The following is a 20,271-nucleotide window of genomic DNA, read 5'->3' on the forward strand; positions in this document are numbered from 1 at the left end:
GGCGAGCAGGCGCGCGCCCCGCTCCGGCCACTGCGGGCCGTGGACCGCGGCGGCGGCCGCCTCCAGCTCCGTCAGGAAGGACCGGGCATCGGGGTACCGGACCTCCGGCGCCTCGGCCAGGGCCCGTGCCACCACCCGGCGCACCGGCTCGGGCAGGTTCTCGGGCGGTGCTGCGGCGGGTGCGGGGCGCCGACCGGTCAGGCACTCGACGAACACCAGTGCGGCGGAGTACCCGTCGAAGGCGGGCGAGGCGGGCGCGCCGAGTCGCAACTCGGGGGCGCGGTACGCCGCGTCCGGCTCCGCCGGATCGGAGGGCGGGCGGCCGGTGTTGAGCAGCCGGCAGTGCCCGGTGAGGTCCACCAGGACGTCGCTCGGCCGGTACCTCCCGTGCGGCACGCCCTGCTCGTGGGCGGCGGCCAGCCCGAGCAGTGAGTCGCGCAGCACCGCGAGCGCGGCCTCGGGCGGGAGCGGACGGACGGCCAGGAGCACCTGCAGACTCGCGCCCTCCACCGCGGCCATGACCACGGCGCCGCCCGTGCCGTCCGGTGAGGGGAGCAGCTGGTCGATCCTGACCAGGTTCGGGTGCCGCAGCGCGGTGCCGCCGGCGGGCGGTGCGAGGGAGTACTTGATCACGGCGAGCTCACCGGAGGCGTCCGAGCGGACCAGCACGACCTGGTTCCGACCGGAACCGAGTGGCCGGATCTCCGTCCACCCCGGTACCCGCCATCCGGGCACCGGCTGACCCGACGACGACCGGTCCTGGTCCGAACCCTCCGGCATGCCCGCTCCCCGAATAGGCGGCATTTCGTGGCCACTCAGCGTAGGGCTGACGGAACTCCGTTGTACATGGGGCCGAGTTGACGATCAATCAGATCCGATGAGAGCCGCTGGGGCCGGTGCGGGACGAGCGGTGGCTGCGGCAGGCGAACCGTTCTGTGACAGCTGGTTATTCCCCTGGGGAGCGGCGATTTTCGGCCACCTTCGACGACGTGCGGTCCGGGCCGCGCCGCCGCCCGGATCGGCCTCCGCCGACGCTCGGCCGGGGAATCCACTGGCCACGCGTCAGATCGCCGGAAGTGAGGCTGGCCTAACCCGCGCCGCGACCGGATCGAAGGGCGCTGTCCACTTCGGGGTAGCGGCCGGATCCGGCGCTCCGTCGGCTCCTTGACAGGTGCTCGCCGATCCGGTGAAGCTCATCGTGGTAACCGGCACGATTCCCATTGTTCTCCCCCTCCACTTCGGCCCTTTCCGCGAGGCGATCCCCCGGCGGTGCCTTCGTCCGGGGGAGAGTGGGAGATGAGGGCGGGCGCAGGCTCCCCGTCGGTCCGGACCATCGATCCGACCGTCGAATCCGGAGTCGCATCCGGAGCCGAATTCCGTACCACGGCGCCGGAATCCCGGATCCCCCGACGGCGTCGCACCGGTCGGCCCGCCCGCCCCCGCCGAGGACCCGTGCGCCAACCCGTCGCCTCCGTACCACCGCACGGAAGGAACAGCCATGTCGCAGAGGACCTGGGACAACCAACCGCGCCCGGCCCGGCTGGAGGAGCGCCTGGACGACGACGTCGTCCGATGTCATCTCAGCCCCCGGAACTGCCGGATACGCCCCGGCCAGCACGGATTCTGCATGGTCCGGGCCAACCGGGACGGCCGTCTGGTGACCCTGAACTACGGGCGCTCCGTCCACGCCACCGAGGAGACCATCGAGACCGAGGCGGTGTTCCACTACGCGCCCGGCGCCCGGATCCTCTCCATGGGCAACGTCGGCTGCATGCTGAACTGCGACTACTGCCACAACTGGAAGACGTCGCAGGCGCGCCACGTGGAGGACAAGGACGTCTACCACTACACGCCCGAGGAAGTCGTGGACATCGCCGTCCGGCACGGCATCAAGGTCATCTCCTGGACCTACAACGACCCGGTGGTGTGGCACGAGTTCGTGGTCGAGACGGCGGCCCTCGCCAAGGCGGCCGGAATCGTCAACCTCTACAAGTCCGCGTTCTTCATCAGCGGCGAGGCGATCGAGGAACTGATCCCGGTCATCGACATCTTCTCGGTGTCGATCAAGTCCCTGGACCCGAAGTACTACCGGAAGATCACCAAGGGGTGGCTGGAACCGGTCCTGGAGGGCACCGAGCAGGTGTTCCGGGCCGGCAAGCACGTCGAGGTCTCCACGCTGATGGTCACCGACCTCAGCGACGACGAGACGACCGCCCGGGAGATGGCGACCTTCGTCGGCGAGCGGCTCAGCCCCGACGTGCCCACGCACTTCGTGCGCTTCCACCCGGACTACAAGATGACCGACACCATCCGCACCCCGGTCGACCGGCTGGAACGGGCCCGCAAGATCGCCCTGGACATGGGGCTGAACCACGTCTACCTGGGGAACGTGTACGACACCGAGTCGACCAACACCTGGTGCCACCGGTGCGGCCAGCTCCAGATCACCCGGTACGGCCTCAACGCCGACCTGGTCGGCCTGGACGGGGACGGCGCCTGCGTCGGGTGCGGTGCCCGCGCTCCGATCGTCCTGCTGCCCGACGCCCGGTCGCGGACCCGGGTGCCGGAACTCCCCGCCGAGGGCCTGGACCTGGCCCGCTTCGACTGGCATGGCGACGTCCGCGCCCTGCACGTCCAGGTGCGCAACACCTCCGACGCGCCGGTGCGGGCTTACCACCGCCGCTACGGCGACCCGGCCGCGGAGCAGTCGTGGCAGGTCATCGACCTGGCCCCGCAGGAGAGCTTCCGGTACATCGCCGCCAAGAGCACGGCGGGCGAGGTCGGCGTCCAGGTGGCCGTCCCCTCGCAGTGCACCTCCAGCCTCCACCAGGTCTTCGACCGCGCCCACTTCCCGACCGTGGAGGCCTCCGCCGGGACGCTGAACGAGGACGTCTCGCCGCTGCCCCTCTTCCAGCCCCGCACCAGGTCATGACGGGCCCCGCGCACGCGACGGAACAGGGTGCGATGCGGCATGGAACCGACTACCGCGTCCTGCCGTTCAGCGACGATACCTCGGCCGTCCTGATCACCGGGAGCCACCGGCTGCTGCTCGCCCCGGCGGACACCGCCGAGCGGTTGGCGGCCGGCGTGGAGAACCTGCTGCTCGACGAGCGACGGGCGTGGGAGAGGCTGCAGGCCGGCGCCGAATCCGGTCGCGAGGCCAACCGCGTCCGCCTCCGGGAGGGCGCGCTGTCGGACGGCGCCGACTTCGCGGTCAACGTCAACCTGACGAACGTGTGCAACCTCGCCTGCACCTACTGCTTCGCCGAGGGCGGCGACTACGGCCGCATCACCGAGGCCATGGGCGAGCACTCGATCGCCTGGATCTTCGACTTCATCGACCGCTACGCCGCGCCCGGGCAGCGGGTCCGCTTCGAGTTCTTCGGCGGGGAGCCGCTGGCCAACTTCGAGGTGATCCGCAGGATCTGCGAGCGCGCCCGCGACCTCACCGCACGCACGGGCACCGAGTTCGTCCACCGGATCTCGACCAACCTCACCCTGATGCCCCAGGGCATCGAGGAGCTCTTCCGGGACTACGGCTTCATCGTCTCGGTCTCGATCGACGGCGGCCGCGAGGTCCAGGACGCCAACCGCCCGTCCAAGAACGGGAAGGGGTCCTACGACCGGATCATCCGCAACCTGTTCCGGCTGCGCGAGGCCTGCGGCGACGACGTCACCCTGGTCGCGCGGATGACCATCGCGACCGCGGAGCCCAGCCTCACCGACAACGTGCTCGACCTCTGGAACCTCGACCTCTTCGACTACTTCCAGATCTATCCGGGCGTCTACCCCGTGGACCAGGGCACCACGGTGCCCATCGCCCTCACCCTGGGGGACCGCAAGCTCTCCGAGCCCAAGGGCATCCAGTACATCAACCACTTCCTCCAGCCCGGCATCGTGGAGCAGTTCAAGGACTTCCTGGTGCACTACCCGCGGCTGTTCGCCGCCGACAACCGGTTCAAGGGCGTGCTGGAGTACGAGCGCACGGTACAGATGATCACCGAGGGGTCGGCGGCGCTGGCGTTCTGCTCGGGCGGCCGGACGTACTACACCCACTCCCCCGACGGCAGCATCAGCCCCTGCCACCGCCTGGTCGGCGACCAGGGCTTCGACGTGGGCACCGGGGCCGAGGGCCTCACCCGGGACCACCCCGAGTGGCGGCGCACCGTCGACGAGCACCGGGTGTGCGGGGCCTGCTGGGCCCGCTACCTGTGCGGCGGGGGCTGCCGGCAGGAGAACCACGTGGCGTCCGGCGACGTGAACGAGCTCAACACCGAGTCCTGCCAGTACCAGCTGATGCTCGCCGAAGAGGTCGTCAAGATGCTGGCGAGGTCCGCCGCCGACTACCGCGAGCGGTCGCGGACGCGCTACGACGACCTCTTCGTCTCCTGCGGACGCCCAGTGGTCCCCAACGACCGGCCGGCCCTCGACGAGGCCGCCGACGTCCGACCGTTCCAGGTCCTCTGCTGACGGGCTCCGGCCCCGGATCCGTCACCCACCACGCCAGGCCGGCCCCGACGAAGGAGCGACCGCAGATGGCCGAGAAGATCATCCGGCGGAACATCCACACCTATCCGTTCAAATACCGGCACCACGAGTACGACGAGTACTTCCGCCCCGAGAACGCGGTGCTGTACCTGCACGTCCCGTTCTGCATCACCAAGTGCGGATTCTGCGACTACACGGTCTACATCAACCGGAACGAGAAGCAATTCGCCCAGTACGTCGACGCGCTGGAGCGCGAGGTCCGCGCGTTCGCCGCCAATCGCGCCTTCCCCGCGTTCCGGGTCGACGCGGTGTACTTCGGCGGCGGCACGCCGGGCATCCTCACCGGCGACCAGACGGCACGGCTGCTGGACGTCTGCCGGGAGTCTTTCGCATTCAACGAAGGCGCGGAGATCGGCCTGGAATTCGACCCCTCGACGGTCGACGAGGCCAAGATCGCGCGCATGCGGGAGGCCGGGTTCACCCGGCTCAGCGTCGGCGTCCAGGCCTTCGACGACCGACTGCTGGCGATCTGCAACCGCTCGCACGACCGCGCCACCGCGGAACGGGCCTTCCGCACCGTCGTCGACGGCGGATTCACCCACACCAACATCGACCTGATCTTCCCGCTCCCGGACCAGTCCGTGGACGACTGGAAGCGCAGCGTGGACCGCGCCATCGAACTCGAACCGGCCTGCATCACGGCCTACGGCCTGGAGATCTGGCCGAAGACGGCGTTCCACTCGCTCATCACGTCCGGCAAGATGGCGCTCCCCACGGCCCAGGACGAGCGGCGCATGTACGAGTACGCCATCGACGCCCTGGAGGCGGCGGGGTTCGTCCGGCGCAGCTCGACCGGCTACTTCCACCCCGACCGCTGCGCCGACTACTCGCGCTTCCTGGAGTACTACTGGCGGACCTGGCCCATGATCGGATTCGGTGTCTCGTCGAAGAGCGTGATCCACGACCGGCTGTTCGTCAACGTCAAGCCGCTGAAAAAGTACTACGAGATGGTGGAAGGCGGTCAGATCCCGCTGGATTTCGCCACCTACCTCACCAAGGAACAGGAGATGCGCCGCGTCATGATCCGCGGCCTCAAGATGTGCGAGGTCAACCGGCCGGATTTCCGGCAACGGTTCGGCGTCACCATGGAGACGGTCTTCGGACCGGAAATCGAACAGCTCATCGACAAGGGCTGGCTGGAGCCGCGCGGTACGGACGTGTACGCCCTGACCAGGCTCGGCCAGTTGTTGTCGACCAATGTGTACGAGCTGTTCTACGCGCCCGAAGACCTGAGCCCGGCCGAAGGCGATGAGGTACGGTTCGGCATATCGGAACTCGTCGAATGACCTGATCGGCGGGTGTTGTGACGAGAGGGCAGAGCGAATTGTCGCGCACGTGCTCGCACCAGGACTTAGGTCGGATCGGAATGACCCCGGGGACCTGCGGGGGCGGACGGTGAACATCCTCCCCGCGTGGTTCGCCGGGCTCAGCCTCGGCTTCCTGGTCGCTCTGCCCCTCGGCCCCATCGGCCTGCTGTGCGTGCGCAGCGTCCTGCGCGACGGCTTCCCGATCGGCTGGGCGATCGGCCTGGGCGCGGCACTGGTGGACGTCACCTACGCCGGCCTGGGCCTGGCCGGAGTCGGCAGGCTGCTGGACGTCCCGGCGCTGCGGACGGCTCTCGGCCTGGCCGGGGCGGCGGTGCTGGTGTACATCGGCGCGCGCTCGCTGCGTTCCGCCTTCCAGGTCAAGACCGCCGCCGAGGACGAGCGGAACCCGGAGGCGGTCCGCCCGCTGACGGCGTTCCGTACCGCGCTGGCGGCCACCGCCTCCAACCCGGCGACGATCGGCTACTGGGCCGCCGCCTTCGCCGCGGCCACGGCGGCGAACGTCACCGGGACGCTGCCCGCCTCGGTCTCCATGCTCGTCGGCGTCGGCTGCGGCACGCTGCTGTGGTTCACCCTGCTGAGCACCGGCGTGCTGGTGTTCCGCCGACGGTTCAGCGCCCGGCTGCTGAAGGGAGTCGACCTGGTCGCCGGGGTCGGCGTCATTCTCTTCGGCGGTTTCCTCGCCTACCAGTCGCTCGCCTGAACCCGCTCCCCGCCTCCGGGGTGATCGCGGGCCGGGCGCCCGCTCCCCTGGAGGAACCCATGACCACCCGCCATCCCCTCGGCACCGCACCGGACGGGCACCCGCGCCGGCTGGGCGAGTTACTGCCCCGGGCCCTGGTGTACCTGGCCGGCTGCCTGGTCTTCTCGCTGGGCGCCCACTGCTTCATCCAGTCGAACCTGGGCACCGATCCGCTCGACGTCTTCTCGCTCGGGGTGCTCAGACACCTGCCGCTCACCATCGGGATCTGCCAGGCGGCCGTCGCGGTGGTGTGCATCGGGGTGTGGGCGCTGTGGAACCGCAAGCGCCCGGTGGTCTCGCCCTTCGTGACCTTCTTCCTGTGCGGCAGCCTGATCGACCTCTTCCAATGGCTGCGGCCGGTGGCCTGGTTGGGGCTGCGGAGCTACCCGCTGATGCTGCTCGGCGCGCTGCTGTGCGCGTACGCGTCGGCGCTGATCATCATGAGCGGCTTCGGGATCCGCGCCATCGACCTGCTGGCGATCACCATCCGGCAGCGCCGGACCTGGCCCTTCTGGTGCGCGAAGGGACTGATCGAGGGCGTGCTGCTGCTCTCCGGATGGCTGCTGGGCGGGCCGGTGGGCGTGGGCACGGTGGCCTTCCTGGTCTTCGTGGACCTGCTCATCGAACCCTTCGTACGGTTCAACCGGCGCTTCCTCGACATCGCGGACCACGGCTTCGCGGTCGCCCTGGCGGCGCCCTGAGCCGGGCGGCACCACCAACGAACCGGCCCCCGCTGGCAGTTGCCCGCGAGGGCCGGGTTCGCGTTCGCTGCCGGGATCAGGCCTGAGCGCCGGTGCGGCGGTTGCGGACCAGGGCGGTCGCGCTGCCGCCGACCAGCAACAGGCATTGCAGGTCGAACCCCTGGTCATCGCTTGATGAGCGGGTCTAGCATTCCCGGCACGGCGGCCCCACCACAGCACCACCGGGCCACCGAGCAGAGCAGCTGCGCCACGCCCCCGGCGCTGCTGGCCTCCCATCGGCCGGGCCCTCACGGAACGCACCCCCGTCATTCCCCGGGCCCGGCCGCCTGCGCTCGGAGCCGGTCAGCGTCATCCGATCAGGTGAACCCCGCCGTCACCGCCCGCCGAGGTGTCGGAACCGGCCGGGTGGCAGGCCGCGCTGTCGGGGTAGATGCACACGTACCCGCGGGGGCACGCGACCCTGTCCAGAGGCTGTGTGGCGGCCGGTTCGAATGCGACCGAGGGTGGCCAGGGCGGGGGAGGGGCCGGTGAGCACCGCGGCCAGGGCCACGACCGTGCCGGTGAGCGCCAACGTCGTACGAGCACGCATGGTGGGCATCTGCTGTTCCCTTCGGTGGCTCTGCGTGCGGCGGAGTGATGCTGTGTCGGCGGGGGAGGAGCGCTGGTCGGGGCGGGCGGCCCGCACATCGCGGGAAGGCCCGTACGGGGGTCTGTGTGGCCGGATCGTTTCTGCATGCGGCTGGCCTTCGGGCTGCACTCGAACGAGTGAGGTGGTGGTGCTCTGCCAGCGCAGGGGCAAGGGCGTTCCCGGAGCACGCCCCCGTACGGCGGCGGCCACCACCGCGCCCTGCCGGTCGTGGCCACCACCTTGCCGATGCTGCGCCGGTTCGGTGCCGGCCCGGCGATCTGGGCCCGGTTCGGCCGGGGCGGCTGGCACACCCTCACCGAGGCGCTCGACAACCCGGACGGCGACCGGCTGCTCGCCGTCGAGCAGGCCGAGGCCGATCGGGCCCGCCGGGCGCGGGATGGGAGCGACGCCGTCCGGCCTGCGCCCCCTGTTCGGCGAAGTTCACGGACGAGCGGTGGGCCGAGGAGGAACGGGGCTGGAACGACGACGGACTGTGTGCCGACTGCCGCCAGGCCGCTGCCGAAGCCGCGGTGGCCGAGGCGAAGCGGCGCGGCCCCTGGTGGCGCCGTTCCTGACGTTGCCTTACCCCGGCGCAGGTCGCTGACCTGCGCCGGGGAGTCTCGGCACCCCTGCAGACGTGGGGTGAGATGACCCAGGGCGAGCCTTGCCGGGTTGTGTCAGCTGCTGGTGTGCGGAGGTAGTAGGAGTTCTGCGAGCAGGCCGCCGCCGGAGGCGGGGGAGAGCCGGGCGGTGCCGTTGTGGAGTTCGGCGACCCAGCGGACGATGGCGAGGCCCGTGCCGGTTCCCTTGCTATCGGATCCGGTGACGCTGCGTTCGAAGACCCGTGTACGGTCCTTGGCCGGTACGCCGGGGCCGTGGTCCCGCACGGCGATGCGGCCGGGGGCGACGCTCACCTCGACTGGGGTGCCGCCGCCGTGCCGCAGCGCGTTCTCGACGAGGTTGCGGACGGCCTGGGCGAGCAGTTCGGGGTCGCCGTTCACGATGGTGGCCTCGGTGATGACGGTGACGCCGGCGCTGTCCGGTAGTTCCTCGATGGTCTGTTCGACCAGCTGGTCGAGTCGCAGCAGGGTGAGCTCGATCTCCTGGGTGCCGGCCTCGACGCGGGCCCGGGCCAGCAGGCCGGTGACCAGTCGGCCCAGGCGGTCGATGAGGCGGACCGCTTCGTCGAGGGCGGCGGGCGCCCGGGTGGGGGAGGTGCTGCCGCTTTCGACCACCAGGCGCAGGGTGGCCAGCGGGGTGCGAAGCTCGTGTGCGGCTTCGGCGAGGAACTGTTCCTGCTGGTCGAGTCCGCGCAGTGCGGGTCGCATGGCCCGTCCGGACAGGAGGTGCCCGATGGCGGCGGCGGCCAGTACCAGGGCCGCGCAGCCAAGGGTGAGCCAGCGGACGAGGCGGTCGTGGGCGGCCTGGCTCTGCGCGGGGTCGGCTCCGACCAGCACGGCGGCGCCGATCCTGTCGCCGTCCCAGACGGGGGCGGCGGCCCACTGGATCTCCCGGCCGCCGGCCTCGGTGGCGACGAAGACGGTCTCCTGGTCGTGCTCGACCTGTTTCCAGATGTCGTCCAGCCCGGACTGGTCGGGAAGAGCGGCGCGCGCGGTGGGCGCGTGACGGATCTGGGGCCGGCCGGGCGCGGCTGCCTGGATGACGGCGAACCGCTCCGCGCTCAGGGCCAGGTCGTCCTCCGCCAGGGCGTCGAGGTGCAGGACGCCGTCGTCATAGTAGAGCGTGCGGGCGAGGCCGTCGGCCCGCCGGCTGACCTCGCTGTCGAGATCGTTTGTGCGGGACTGGGCGTCGGTGCGTACGGCCAGGACGGAGAGGACCAGCAGGCACAGGGCGGTGGTTGCGGCGAAGAGCAGGGTCGTTGCCCACCGGACGCGGTGCAGGCGTGCGATTGCGGGACTGGGCGGCATCACAGGTCCGCGGCCGGATCTGCGAGCCGGTATCCGGCGCCGCGCACGGTCAGGATGAGCTCGGGCGGGCCCAGTTTGCGGCGCAGCTGGCCTATGAGGACGTCGACGACGTTGGAGAGCGGTTCGGTCTGCTCGTCCCAGCAGCGTTCGATGAGTTCGGTGCGAGTGACCACCTCTCCGGCGCGCAGCATCAGGACTTCCAGGACCGCGAACTCCTTGGCGGTGAGGGTGAGCAGTACACCGTCGCGCCGTACCCTGCGGCGTGGCAGGTCGAGCTCCAGGGTGCCGACGCGCAGTTCCGGCAGCCGCGCGGGCTGACCGCGACGGCACAGGGTGCGGACACGGGCATTGAGCTCGGCGAAGGCGAAGGGTTTGACGAGGTAGTCGTCGGCGCCGTGCTCGAACCCGGCCACGCGGTCGCTGACCGCGTCGAGGGCGGTGAGCAGCAGGACGGGAAGGGTGGAGCCGGCCTTGCGCTGGGCGGCCAGGAGCGTGAGGGCGTCCCCGTCGGGCAGGGTGCGGTCGGCGACCAGGCAGTCATAGGTGTTGACCGCGAGTTTGAAGTCGGCGTCGGCGAGATCGGTGGCGAAGTCGACGGCGAAGCCGGCCTCACGCAGACCGCGGGTGATCACGGGGCCGAGCTCGGGGTCGTCCTCGAGGACAAGTACGCGCATGGCGGGCGAGCCTACTGTGGTCGAAAAGGACACGAACGTCGGGGTGGTCGTGATTGGGGCGGTATGCCTGCAGCAGCGGGAACTCGCGCAGGCGGCGCCGGGGTCCCGTACCTGCCTCATGTTCGTCTCATGGACCCGCTGACAGTCTGCGGGCATGGCAAAGAACCGTATGCGTAAGCGCGTCATCGGCATGACCGCTGCCGGCCTGGCAGCCACCGTTGTCGCGGTCTACTGTGTCCAGTCCGCGCAGGGCGCGGACTCCCTGGCTGCGGGTGCTCCGCGGGCGGTGGTGCGCGTCGACCAGGTCGGCTACACGCCCGGCGAGGCCAAGCAGGCCTACCTGATGACCTCCGTCTCCGCGTCCAAGGCGTCCTTCCGGGTCCTCGACGCCTCCGGGAAGGAGGTCCTGAAAGGCAAGGTCGGCTCGTCTGCCGGAGGCTGGAACGGCACGTACAACGCCGTCCACACCCTGGACCTGTCTCCTCTGACCGAACCCGGTGACTACCGGGTCGAGGTGTCCGGGCCCGTCACCGCCGTCTCCCCGACGTTCCGCATCGCCGCGGCGGACGACCTCTTCGGCAAGCTCATCCAGGACAACGTCCGTTTCTTCCAGGCCCAGCGCGACGGCGCCGACGTAGTCCCCACGGAACTGCGCCGCAAGCCGTCCCACCTGGCGGACCGCCAGGCCACGGTCTACGACACCCCCGCCTACGCCGACGACGAGACGGTGCTGACCGCGCCCCTCAAGCGTGTCGCGGGCCCGATCGACGTCTCGGGCGGCTGGAACGACGCCGGCGACTTCCTCAAGTTCACCCACACCGCCTCCTACTCCACCGCGAGTCTCCTGCTCGCGCACCGCACGACCCCCGTCGGCGGGCAGGAGCTGGCCGCCGAGGCACGGCACGGGCTGGACTGGCTCGGCAAGATGTGGGACGACAAGTCGCGCACCCTCTACGTCCAGGTCGGGCTCGGCAAGGGCGACACCGCCGACGGCAGCGGCAAGATCCGCTCCGACCACGACGTGTGGCGCCTGCCGGAAGCCGATGACGCCCTCGACGTGAAGCCCGGTGACCCCGACTACCTGATCAAGCACCGGCCGGTCTTCCGCGCGGCACCGCCCGGCAAACCGATCAGCCCGAACCTCGCCGGGCGCGTCGCCGCCACCTTCGCCCTGGCCGCCCAGCTCGACGCCGCCGAGAACCCCGAACGGGCCCACGAGGAACTCGAGAAGGCAGCACACATCTACGCCCTCGCCGACACCAACCCCGGCGACCAACTGGTCACTGCCTTCCCGCACGGCTTCTACCCCGAGGCGTCCTGGCAGGACGACATGGAATTCGGCGCCGCCGAGCTCGCCCTCGCCGCCAAGGCCCTGGGGGACAAGCGCACGACCGACTGGACCAGGCAGGCCGGACACTGGGCCAAGCAGTACATCACCTCGGACAGCCTTGGCACCCTCGGGCTCGGCGACGTCAGCGCCCTCGCCCACGCCGACCTCGCCCACCTGCTCGACGACGGCGCCGCCCGCACCGAAGTGACACACGACCAGCTCGCCGCCGACCTCAAGCGCCAGCTCGACGACGGCAGCGCCCGCGCGGCCCACGACCCCTTCGGGGCCGGCGCCGTCTACACCGACTTCGACTCCGTGCCCCACACCTTCGGCCTGGCCGCCACCGCCCGGCTCTACCACCAGGTCACTGGAGACTCCCGCTACGACGCGTTCGCCACCCAGCAGCGCAACTGGGCCCTGGGCGCCAACGCGTGGGGATCCTCCTTCGTCATCGGCGCCGGAACCACCTTCCCGCACTGCCCCGAACACCAGGCCGCCAACCTCGCCGGTGACCTCAACGGGGACGGCGACATCCTCTTCGGCGGCGTCGTCAACGGCCCCAACGCGGCAGACAAGCTCAAGGACCTCAACTCCTTCCCCACCATGCGCACGTGCCCGACCAACCAGGGCAACCCCTTCGCCGCGTTCGACGGCCGCGGCGCCGGCTTCATGGACCACGTCGGCGCCTGGCAGACCGTCGAATCCGCCGACGACTTCACCGCCACCGCCCTCCTCGCCTTCACCCTCGCCGCCGCACCCCAGGACACCAACAGCAAGCCCAACTGACAGCACAAGGCCCGCAGCAGCGTCGGCACGCTGGTGGAGAAACCGGCACCACACGCCCGACCTGACCACGGGGCCCGGGGCAAGAAATTCTTGCCCCGGCCCCGTCGTAGGGCGTGTGCCGCTTGTCTGCGTGTGCGCACTCTTGACAACCGATCTCCAGGACGCGTCCGGAGGTGTCCACGAGCAGTTCTCGGCGGTGTTCGAGGCCGCCGTGTGCGTCAGCGTAGGCGTTGACGCGCGGGTAGAAGCGGGCGAACAGCGGGTGCCGTGTCCGGGGTGGCATCGCACCTCCTGGCGGTGGCGGAGGCGTGCCCTGGCATCGAAGGCTGGGCGGCCGCTTCCCAGTGTGCGCCGCGGGTGGTTGCTCGTCGGCCTGTACGGGCGGATGGCTGACCCGTATCCGGTCGGTTGAACGCTCGGTTTGCGGGAACCGTACCCATGGGGGCGCGGCCTTTGCGAGCGACAGAGAAGGAGCGGCGGGCGGGGGAGCCGCGTGATCCCCGGAGTCGTGATGATCTCTCGCACGGTCCGAACCGCACTGGTGGGGACTGCGGCAGCCTGTGCTGTGGCCAACGCGGTCGTCCACCTGGTTCTGGTGCCCTCGCATCTGGAGGAGTGCTTCTACATCGGTGTCCTGTTCGTGGTCGGGAGCGCGGTGATGCTGGTTGTGGCGGTCGCGCTGGTGGCTCTGCGACGGCCGGCCGTCGCCTGGCTCGCCGGGGCGGTGACCAGCGTCGGCATGATCGCCGGGTTCCTGTTGTCCCGTACGGTCGGACTCCCGGATTACCACGAGGACGGCTGGGAACTTCCGTACGGTCCGATTTCCCTGGTCGTGGAGGCGCTCTTCGTCGTCACCTTCGTGGTCTGGCTGAGCAGGGCCGGCACTGCGCCGGCCGTCGGCGAACACCCCAGGACGGCTGGGTGCGGGAGTGTGAACGCTGGGCAGTCACGGTGATCGGGGCAGGCAGCCCCTCTCGCGATCGGCTCGGTCCGCCGAGGTGTCCTGTTCTGGTCCAGCTCCCGTCGGCGGGCTGGTGGCCTGCTCGCCCCTTGTATCGCCCATGACGCCATCTCCACGCTCGCGGCTGCTGAGCACCCGTCGACCAGCTGGCTCGGCATCGTGCTGTCCGTCTCCTCGCTGATAGTGATGCCGTTGCTGGGCCGGGCCAAGCGCTGCCTGGGGAAGGTGCTCGACTCCGGGGCCACCACCGGTGAGGGCACCCAGAACCTGCTGTGCGCCTACTTGGCCGCCGCCGTCCTCGTCGGCCTTCTCGCCAACACGCTGTTCGGTCTGTGGTGGCTCGACCCGGTCATCGGCCTGCTGGTGGCCGGGCTCGCGGTCCGCGAGGGCATCGAGGCATGGCGTGGTGAGGAGTGCGGCTGCTGAACCAGAGCAGCAACAAGAGGCGACGGCGGTCACCGATGGCCGGGGCCGCGCGTTCCCACGGGGTGACACGGCCAAGCAGCGCAGTCCGTCCGTTGCTCCGAACGCGGCAACGCGCGTCGGAACACCCGTCGCTCTGCGCTTGACAGGCCTGGGCGGCGAGTGGAGCCGGACAGAACTCCGGCGGCCGAATCTCCTGCGATCGGTCAGCGCAGCAGGTCGGTGATCTCGGCGACGGCCTGGCGGGCGGTGCGGCCGACGCCGATGAGGGTGGCGGAGGCGGGGCCGGTCCAGTCGCCGTAGCCGAGGAGGTGGATGCGTGGGTCGGAGGCGGCGCGGGTGCCGGCGGTGGCGATCCGGCCTCGTTCGCCGGTGCGCAGGCCGAGTGGGGCGAGGTGGGCGAGGGCGGGGCGGAAGCCGGTGCACCAGATGATGGTGTCCGCCGGCCAGACCTCGCCGTCCGGCCAGTGTGGGCCGGTGGGGGTGAGGGCGGTGAACATGGGGTGGTCGGTGAGGAGTCCGGCGTCGCGGGCTGCGCGTACGGGTTCGGTGGCGACGATGTCGCCGAGGTCGGAGATGCGTGGGCCGCCATCGGTGACGCGGCGGGTGGCGATCTCGAAGAGGGCGCGGCCGTCGATCTCGTCGGGCAGGAGGCGGGCGGGGCGGCGGGTGACCCAGCGGACGGCGGCCGCGTGCCCGATCAGGTCGGCGGCGATCTGGGCGCCGGAGTTGCCGCCGCCGACCACGACGACGCGCTGGTCGGTGAAGTCGGTGGCCCGGTGGTAGCCGGTGGTGTGGAGCTGCTGGCCGGTGAACAGTTCACGTCCGGGGACGGCGGGGACGAAGGGGCGGGTCCAGGACCCGGTCGCGCTGATCAGCGCACGGGTGTGCCAGGTGCCGTCGCCGGTGTGGACGAGCAGGCCCCCGCCACAGGTCTCCGTCACCTCGGTGACGGAGACCGGGCGGTGGACGGGGAACTCGTAGCGCTTCTCGTACTCGGCCAGGTACCGGGCGACGTGATCGGCGTCCGGCCACTCGGTTCCGGCCTGGCCTGGCATGGGACGGCCGGGCAGCGACGAGTAGGCGGCGGGGGAGAACAGGCGCAGGCTCTCCCAGTAGTGCTGCCACGCGCCGCCCGGCGCTTCGGCGGCGTCCAGGATTGCGAAGTCGAGTCCGGCGCGTCGCAGGTAGTAGCCGGCGGCGAGCCCGGCCTGGCCGCCGCCGACTACCACCACATCGGTCGTTTCCGTCACGAAGGGATCCCCGCGCCGGATTCCACGGGTGCTGTGCAGGGCGGGCACAGGATCTGGCGGACCACCGTCTTGTCGGCCGGGCCGAGTACGGGCCCGCGCCGCAGTGCCGCGGCCTCGGTGCGGGCGTGGTCGGCGCAAACGCCGGCGCCGCAGCCGCGGCAGACTCCGACGGCGGTGCCGGTCGTGTCTGCTGAACGGCACTCCAGGCAGTGCATGGGGGTCAGGATTCCTTTGCTGCGGTGATGACGGCGGTCGGGGCGAATCGCTTGCGCCAGGCCAGGGAGACGTAGACGAGGGCGATGAGGACGGGCACCTCGATGAGGGGGCCGACGACGCCGGACAGGGCCTGGCCGGAGGTGACGCCGAAGGTGGCGATGGCCACGGCGATGGCGAGTTCGAAGTTGTTCCCGGCGGCGGTGAAGGCCAGGGTGGCGGTGCGGTCGTAGGCGAGGCCGACGGCCTTGCCGAGGGCGAAGGTGCCGAACCACATGATTGCGAAGTAGGCGAGCAGCGGCAGCGCGATGCGGGCGACGTCGCCGGGCTGGTTGGTGATGGTCTTCCCCTGGAGGGCGAAGAGGATCACGATCGTGAACAGCAGGCCGTACAGGGCCCAGGGGCCGATCGTCGGCAGGAACTTCTGCTCGTAGGTTTCGCGGCCGAGCTTCTTCTCGCCGAGGCGGCGGGTGAGGAAGCCGGCGACGAGCGGGATGCCGAGGAAGATCAGCACATTGACGACGATCTTGGCGACGGAGAAGTGCAGGCCGTCCTGGGCGAGGCCCAGCCAGCCGGGCAGGATGTCGAGGTAGAACCAGCCGAGCAGGCCGAACGCGACGACCTGGAACACGGAGTTGAGGGCGACCAGGACGGCCGCGGCCTCGCGGTCGCCGCAGGCGAGGTCGTTCCAGATGATGACCATGGCGATGCAGCGGGCGAGTCCGACGATGATCAGGCCGGTGCGGTACTCGGGGAGGTCGGGCAGGAGGAGCCAGGCCAGGGCGAACATCACCGCGGGGCCGAGAACCCAGTTGATCACCAGGGAGGAGGCCATGAGCTTCTTGTCGCCGGTGACGGTGTGCAGGCGGTCGTAGCGGACCTTGGCGAGCACCGGGTACATCATGACCAGTAGGCCGAGGCCGATGGGCAGCGAGACGCCGCCGACCTCGACCTTGGCGAGGGCGTCGTTCAGGCCGGGGATGAGGCGGCCGAGGCCGAGTCCGAGGCCCATGGCGAGCAGGATCCACAGTGCGAGGAAGCGGTCCAGGAAGGAGAGCTTGCCGACCAGTCCGGCCTCGGGGTGGTCCGGGGGAGCGGTGGTCTTGGCGAGGGTCACGGGCAGGCCCTCTTCGAGTCGGTGTTGGCGCGGGCGGTGGCGGCGAGGTCGCCGAGGAGACCGGCGAGGCCGTCCAGGGCGTCCGCGCGGAGCTTGTAGTAGGTGAAGCGGCCGCAGGGCTCGGTGTCGACCAGTCCGGCCTCGCGAAGGATCTTGAGGTGGTTGGACAGGTTGGTCTGCCGGGCGCCGGTCTCCTCGACCAGGTGGCTGGTGCAGAGGGCTTCGCGGGCGAGCAGGGTGAGGATCCGCATCCTCAGCGGGTCGGCCACGGCTTTCAGCACGTCCACCGGGCTATTCGTATCACTCTCTACTGACATCACCATGTAGTGATACGTTAGTCGATGTCGGCGGCACTTCCAAGCCCGCTGCCGAGTCCGCCCGTCAAGCGGCCAGCGGGTGCCGCCGCTGCAAGGACTGTTGCGCCGCCGGGGATTGGGTACGGGCGTCTCGTTCATCCGGCACGGACGTTCGTGCTCGGCGTGTGGCTGGGCTGCCGCGGTCGCCCGGGATTGGACACGGGGGCGCGGCGGGACGGGGCATCTTGATGAACCGGCCGGTGTGGGTGGGTGTCGACGATGGCACACGTCGTGTGAGCGGCAGGGCGAGCCGGCCTTTGCCGCAGAAGGGGGCAGCGCGTCGGTCGGGGGCTCTTGAACGCCCGCCCGCTACGGCCCTGAATGCTGTGCCGATGGTGCTGCTGCCCCCGGAAGGCCGACTGCGTGCGTCCTCTCAAGGGCGGGTGTCAGCTGTGGCGGATCGGATTCAGGGCCGGCACTCGAAGACTCCCTGTACCAAGCCGCTTCTGCGGACGGGTGTCCGTCTGTCGAGTGCCGGCTCCGGGGGGTGAGGTCAGCCCTGGGCGCGGCTCAGGATCCAGACGCCGTAGGTGTCGTTCGCGGGGTGCAGCTGGTAGGTGCCTGCGCGCAGGTCGACGCGCAGTCCGGCGGCGGTCAGGTCCGCTTCGAACTCCGCCGCCGTGTAGGTCCGGGCGTGCGGCGGCGGGTCCTGGAGGTGGAAGCCGACCAGGATCCGGCCGTTCTCGCCGAGTACGTCGCGCATCGCGCCCAGCGCCCTGTGTTCCGTGCCCTCGGCGAGGTAGACGATGACGTTGCCGACGCAGACGACCAGGTCGAACGGGCCGTCGTCGGGGCCGAGGTCGAGGATGTCGCGTTCCTCGATCGGCAGCCCGGGGTAGGTCTCCCGGGCCTGGCGGACCAGAGCCTCGTCGGGCTCGATCGCGACCACGTCGTGCCCCCGTTGCAGGAGTGCGGCGGCCACCCGGCCCATGCCGGCGCCGGCGTCGAGCACTCGGGCACCGCGCGGCAGGAGCGTGTCGGCGAGCCGGGCCTCGCCGTCGACGTCCTCGCCGGCGGAGATGAGTTCGGCGAAGCGCTTGCCGAAGTTTCCGCTCTGTCCCGCCTCCTGCCAGCGGGTTCGCCGCGTCGTCATCGGTATGGGCTTTCCGTGTGGCAGCGTGATCCTGTCCATGTCCCGAATCCTAGGGCGATGCCGCTGATGCGGGTCGTGGCCACTGAGGCGCCTGCCATGGGCCCTGGCACGGGCGGTTCCGATCGCTCGTCGGACGGCTTGTGGTGCATCGCTCCCGATCCGCCGAACGGAGTGTCCGCGACGGACGAAGACGCGACGCCGCCGACCGTCTACTGGGCGAGCGCCCCGAGTGGCGCACCGGGCCCAGCCGACCTGCTCGCCGCCTGCCTGCTCAAGAACGTCGAACGCTCCAGTCGGCTGCTGCCCTTCCGCTACCACCGTGCCGAGGTCGACGTGCAGGTCCGCCGCCAGGACACCCCGCCCCGCTTCACCGCCCTCACCTACGAGCTGCGGCTGGTCACTGACGAGCCTCAACGCCGGATCGACCTGCTGCACCAGAACCTGCGCCGGTTCGGCACCGTCTACAACACCCTGGCCGCCGTGTGTGACGTCGACGGCACCGTCGTGCCCATCGCCCTGCCCGCTGAGTGAACGCGCGCCCGGGGGATCCGGGCAGCCCACTGCCCGCAGTGATGAGGATCGTTGACCCAGCTTCGGGGGCAGACCTGTTCTTGGTGGACCTGCCATAGCAGGCGGTGGTCGCGATCAGCGAGGATGCCTGTCGTGACCATCGACACGGACCTCGTACCACAGCGTCCGACGCACTCAACGGTCCTGGTGTTCGGGGCCGGTGCCGTCATCGGCGTGCTGGGCGGGATGATCGGCCTGGGCGGCGCGGAGTTCCGCCTGCCGCTGCTGGTCGGCCTGTTCGGGTTCGCGGCGCTCTCGGCGGTCATCCTGAACAAGGCGATGAGCCTGGTCGTCGTGCTGACCGCGCTGCCCGCCCGGCTCGCCGCGGTGCCGGCCTCGCAGGTGGCCGCGCACTGGCCGGTGGCGGTCAACCTGCTCGCCGGAAGCCTGCTGGGCGCCTGGGCCGGAGCGAGCTGGGCGATACGGATGCGCAGCGCCACCCTCTACAAGGTGCTGGCCGCGCTGATGGTGCTCATGGCTGCTGCTCTGCTGGTCACGCACACCACCACCCTGGGCACGCTCGACCTCCCGCCATGGGCCCGGGTGCCCGGCGGGGTGGTCGCCGGGTTCGGCATCGGGGTGGTCGCGGCGATCATGGGCGTGGCCGGCGGCGAGCTGCTGATCCCGACGATCGTGCTGCTGTTCGCGCTCGACATCAAGACCGCCGGGAGCCTGTCCCTGCTGGTGTCGTTGCCCACCATGTTGGTGGCCTTCGCCCGCTACAGCCGCGACGGCAGCTTCGCCGTCCTCGGCGCCAACCTGCGCTTCACCGCCGTGATGGCCGCAGGCTCCATCGTCGGCGCGGTGCTGGGCGGCCTGCTCCTCGGGGTGTTTCCCGACGTGCTCCTCATCCCCGCGTTGGCGGTGATCCTGCTCGTCTCCGCCGTCAAGCTCGCGCGACACGGCTGAGTCCGTGTGGCCGACGCCCGGCAAGCCGATGCATGCACAGACAGGCGGGGAACCCGAGGCTGTCCAGGGCTTCGGGCGCGAGCGTCCACCCTCGCCATTCACATCACTATCGACTGACATCACCATGCGGTGATACGTTTGTCGATGTTGGCGGCTCTTCCGAGCCGACCGCCGAGTCCTGCAGCGCAACCGGTCTGCGGACACCGCAACTGCCGCAAGGCCGTGCCGTAGGCACGACCGCCTCCGCCCGGTCGTGTTGTGCGGCACCCGTCTCCGAGGAAGAGCGAGATGACCACCTCCCCCGCAGCCTCCGTGCTGTTCGTCTGCGTCCACAACGCCGGCCGCTCCCAGATGGCCGCCGGCTTCCTCGCCCACCTCGCGGGCGACCGCGTCGAGGTCCGCTCCGCCGGCTCCATGCCGGGCGACCAGGTCAACCCGTCCGCCGTCGCCGCCATGGCCGAGGTCGGCATCGACATCTCGGACCAGAAGCCGAAGATCCTCACCACCGAGGCCGTCCAGGCGTCGGACTACGTGATCACCATGGGCTGCGGCGACGCCTGCCCGTACTTCCCCGGCAAGAAGTACCTCGACTGGAAGCTGGAGGACCCGGCGGGCCAGGGCGTCGAAGCCGTCCGCCCGATCCGCGACGAGATCAAGGCCCTGATCGAGAACCTGATCGCCGAGATCGACGCCAAGCAGCTGGAGGGCTGACCG

The 20,271-nt window shown here is 70.6% G+C and carries 18 protein-coding genes and 1 pseudogene; 11 read left to right on the forward strand and 8 right to left on the reverse strand.

Going from position 1 to position 20,271, the window contains the following annotated elements:
* Window positions 1-669, reverse strand: a pseudogene (locus tag KS423_RS07490) (serine/threonine protein kinase); the annotation flags it as partial.
* Window positions 670-1,498: 829 nt separating this feature from the next.
* On the opposite strand from KS423_RS07490, the gene amrS reads away from it, so the two are divergent.
* The 5 genes from amrS (at window position 1,499) to KS423_RS07515 (ending at window position 7,316) form a co-directional block, all read left to right on the forward strand.
* Complete coding sequence (gene amrS, locus KS423_RS07495) at window positions 1,499-2,932, forward strand: AmmeMemoRadiSam system radical SAM enzyme (RefSeq protein WP_224276401.1); 1,434 nt, start codon at window positions 1,499-1,501, stop codon at window positions 2,930-2,932.
* Window positions 2,933-2,964: 32 nt separating this feature from the next.
* Window positions 2,965-4,470: a radical SAM/SPASM domain-containing protein gene (locus KS423_RS07500; protein ID WP_224276403.1), complete on the forward strand. Its 1,506-nt coding sequence runs from the start codon at window positions 2,965-2,967 to the stop codon at window positions 4,468-4,470.
* 65 nt (window positions 4,471-4,535) lie between these two features.
* A complete protein-coding gene (locus KS423_RS07505) occupies window positions 4,536-5,834 on the forward strand; it encodes a coproporphyrinogen-III oxidase family protein (protein ID WP_224276405.1) in 1,299 nt (432 codons plus the stop codon).
* A gap of 109 nt (window positions 5,835-5,943) precedes the next feature.
* The gene (locus KS423_RS07510; protein ID WP_224276407.1) at window positions 5,944-6,576 is read left to right on the forward strand and encodes a LysE family transporter; all 633 of its coding nucleotides are present in this window, start codon (window positions 5,944-5,946) and stop codon (window positions 6,574-6,576) included.
* Window positions 6,577-6,635: 59 nt separating this feature from the next.
* Complete coding sequence (locus tag KS423_RS07515) at window positions 6,636-7,316, forward strand: YitT family protein (RefSeq protein ID WP_224276409.1); 681 nt, start codon at window positions 6,636-6,638, stop codon at window positions 7,314-7,316.
* 1,305 nt (window positions 7,317-8,621) lie between these two features.
* Here KS423_RS07515 and KS423_RS07520 read toward each other — a convergent pair.
* Entirely contained in the window at window positions 8,622-9,872 is a 1,251-nt protein-coding gene (locus tag KS423_RS07520; RefSeq protein WP_224276411.1) for a HAMP domain-containing sensor histidine kinase, read from the reverse strand.
* On the reverse strand, window positions 9,872-10,546 hold the full coding sequence (locus KS423_RS07525) for a response regulator transcription factor (protein WP_224276413.1): 675 nt from the start codon (window positions 10,544-10,546) through the stop codon (window positions 9,872-9,874). Before KS423_RS07525 ends, KS423_RS07520 begins: the two co-directional genes overlap by 1 nt.
* A gap of 154 nt (window positions 10,547-10,700) precedes the next feature.
* Between KS423_RS07525 and KS423_RS07530 the strand changes: the two genes are divergently transcribed.
* The 3 genes from KS423_RS07530 (at window position 10,701) to KS423_RS07540 (ending at window position 14,049) form a co-directional block, all read left to right on the forward strand.
* Window positions 10,701-12,662 carry a glycoside hydrolase family 9 protein gene (locus tag KS423_RS07530; RefSeq protein WP_224276415.1) on the forward strand — a complete coding sequence of 654 codons (1,962 nt, stop codon included), beginning with the start codon at window positions 10,701-10,703 and terminating at the stop codon, window positions 12,660-12,662.
* Window positions 12,663-13,173: 511 nt separating this feature from the next.
* Window positions 13,174-13,617 carry a hypothetical protein gene (locus tag KS423_RS07535; protein WP_224276417.1) on the forward strand — a complete coding sequence of 148 codons (444 nt, stop codon included), beginning with the start codon at window positions 13,174-13,176 and terminating at the stop codon, window positions 13,615-13,617.
* 114 nt (window positions 13,618-13,731) lie between these two features.
* Window positions 13,732-14,049 (forward strand): cation transporter, encoded by a 318-nt coding sequence (locus tag KS423_RS07540; RefSeq protein WP_374119915.1) that lies wholly within the window; start codon window positions 13,732-13,734, stop codon window positions 14,047-14,049.
* Window positions 14,050-14,252: 203 nt separating this feature from the next.
* Here KS423_RS07540 and KS423_RS07545 read toward each other — a convergent pair whose 3' ends face one another.
* The 5 genes from KS423_RS07545 to KS423_RS07565 form a co-directional block, all read right to left on the reverse strand.
* On the reverse strand, window positions 14,253-15,299 hold the full coding sequence (locus tag KS423_RS07545; protein WP_224276421.1) for an ArsO family NAD(P)H-dependent flavin-containing monooxygenase: 1,047 nt from the start codon (window positions 15,297-15,299) through the stop codon (window positions 14,253-14,255).
* Complete coding sequence (locus KS423_RS48425; protein WP_224276423.1) at window positions 15,296-15,514, reverse strand: DUF2180 family protein; 219 nt, start codon at window positions 15,512-15,514, stop codon at window positions 15,296-15,298. Before KS423_RS48425 ends, KS423_RS07545 begins: the two co-directional genes overlap by 4 nt.
* A gap of 5 nt (window positions 15,515-15,519) precedes the next feature.
* Window positions 15,520-16,629 carry an ACR3 family arsenite efflux transporter gene (gene arsB, locus KS423_RS07555; RefSeq protein WP_224276425.1) on the reverse strand — a complete coding sequence of 370 codons (1,110 nt, stop codon included), beginning with the start codon at window positions 16,627-16,629 and terminating at the stop codon, window positions 15,520-15,522.
* Window positions 16,626-16,952 (reverse strand): helix-turn-helix transcriptional regulator, encoded by a 327-nt coding sequence (locus tag KS423_RS07560; protein WP_224276427.1) that lies wholly within the window; start codon window positions 16,950-16,952, stop codon window positions 16,626-16,628. Before KS423_RS07560 ends, arsB begins: the two co-directional genes overlap by 4 nt.
* Window positions 16,953-17,478: 526 nt before the next feature.
* Window positions 17,479-18,078: a bifunctional 2-polyprenyl-6-hydroxyphenol methylase/3-demethylubiquinol 3-O-methyltransferase UbiG gene (locus tag KS423_RS07565; RefSeq protein ID WP_224276428.1), complete on the reverse strand. Its 600-nt coding sequence runs from the start codon at window positions 18,076-18,078 to the stop codon at window positions 17,479-17,481.
* Between the two features lie 171 nt (window positions 18,079-18,249).
* Here KS423_RS07565 and KS423_RS07570 point away from each other — a divergent pair, with 171 nt between their 5' ends.
* The 3 genes from KS423_RS07570 to KS423_RS07580 all read left to right on the forward strand — a co-directional run bounded on the left by KS423_RS07570 (window position 18,250) and on the right by KS423_RS07580 (window position 20,268).
* The gene (locus KS423_RS07570) at window positions 18,250-18,609 is read left to right on the forward strand and encodes an OsmC family protein (protein WP_224276429.1); all 360 of its coding nucleotides are present in this window, start codon (window positions 18,250-18,252) and stop codon (window positions 18,607-18,609) included.
* A gap of 132 nt (window positions 18,610-18,741) precedes the next feature.
* Window positions 18,742-19,557 carry a sulfite exporter TauE/SafE family protein gene (locus KS423_RS07575; protein WP_224276430.1) on the forward strand — a complete coding sequence of 272 codons (816 nt, stop codon included), beginning with the start codon at window positions 18,742-18,744 and terminating at the stop codon, window positions 19,555-19,557.
* 288 nt (window positions 19,558-19,845) lie between these two features.
* On the forward strand, window positions 19,846-20,268 hold the full coding sequence (locus tag KS423_RS07580) for an arsenate reductase ArsC (RefSeq protein ID WP_224276431.1): 423 nt from the start codon (window positions 19,846-19,848) through the stop codon (window positions 20,266-20,268).
* Window positions 20,269-20,271: the final 3 nt, after the last annotated feature.

It is taken from the genome of Streptomyces sp. LS1784 (genome assembly GCF_020103755.1).
Classification (GTDB): domain Bacteria; phylum Actinomycetota; class Actinomycetes; order Streptomycetales; family Streptomycetaceae; genus Kitasatospora.

Excerpts from the sequence above, each read along its gene's own strand:
- KS423_RS07500 (WP_224276403.1), top strand. The coding sequence starts at position 2,965 with ATGCGGCATGGAACCGACTACCGCGTCCTGCCGTTCAGCGACGATACC.
- amrS (WP_224276401.1), top strand. The coding sequence starts at position 1,499 with ATGTCGCAGAGGACCTGGGACAACCAACCGCGCCCGGCCCGGCTGGAG.
- KS423_RS07525 (WP_224276413.1), bottom strand. The coding sequence starts at position 10,546 with ATGCGCGTACTTGTCCTCGAGGACGACCCCGAGCTCGGCCCCGTGATC.
- KS423_RS07580 (WP_224276431.1), top strand. The coding sequence starts at position 19,846 with ATGACCACCTCCCCCGCAGCCTCCGTGCTGTTCGTCTGCGTCCACAAC.
- KS423_RS07560 (WP_224276427.1), bottom strand. The coding sequence starts at position 16,952 with ATGGTGATGTCAGTAGAGAGTGATACGAATAGCCCGGTGGACGTGCTG.
- KS423_RS07505 (WP_224276405.1), top strand. The coding sequence starts at position 4,536 with ATGGCCGAGAAGATCATCCGGCGGAACATCCACACCTATCCGTTCAAA.
- KS423_RS07515 (WP_224276409.1), top strand. The coding sequence starts at position 6,636 with ATGACCACCCGCCATCCCCTCGGCACCGCACCGGACGGGCACCCGCGC.
- KS423_RS48425 (WP_224276423.1), bottom strand. The coding sequence starts at position 15,514 with ATGCACTGCCTGGAGTGCCGTTCAGCAGACACGACCGGCACCGCCGTC.
- KS423_RS07520 (WP_224276411.1), bottom strand. The coding sequence starts at position 9,872 with ATGCCGCCCAGTCCCGCAATCGCACGCCTGCACCGCGTCCGGTGGGCA.
- KS423_RS07565 (WP_224276428.1), bottom strand. The coding sequence starts at position 18,078 with ATGACGACGCGGCGAACCCGCTGGCAGGAGGCGGGACAGAGCGGAAAC.
- KS423_RS07530 (WP_224276415.1), top strand. The coding sequence starts at position 10,701 with ATGGCAAAGAACCGTATGCGTAAGCGCGTCATCGGCATGACCGCTGCC.
- KS423_RS07535 (WP_224276417.1), top strand. The coding sequence starts at position 13,174 with ATGATCTCTCGCACGGTCCGAACCGCACTGGTGGGGACTGCGGCAGCC.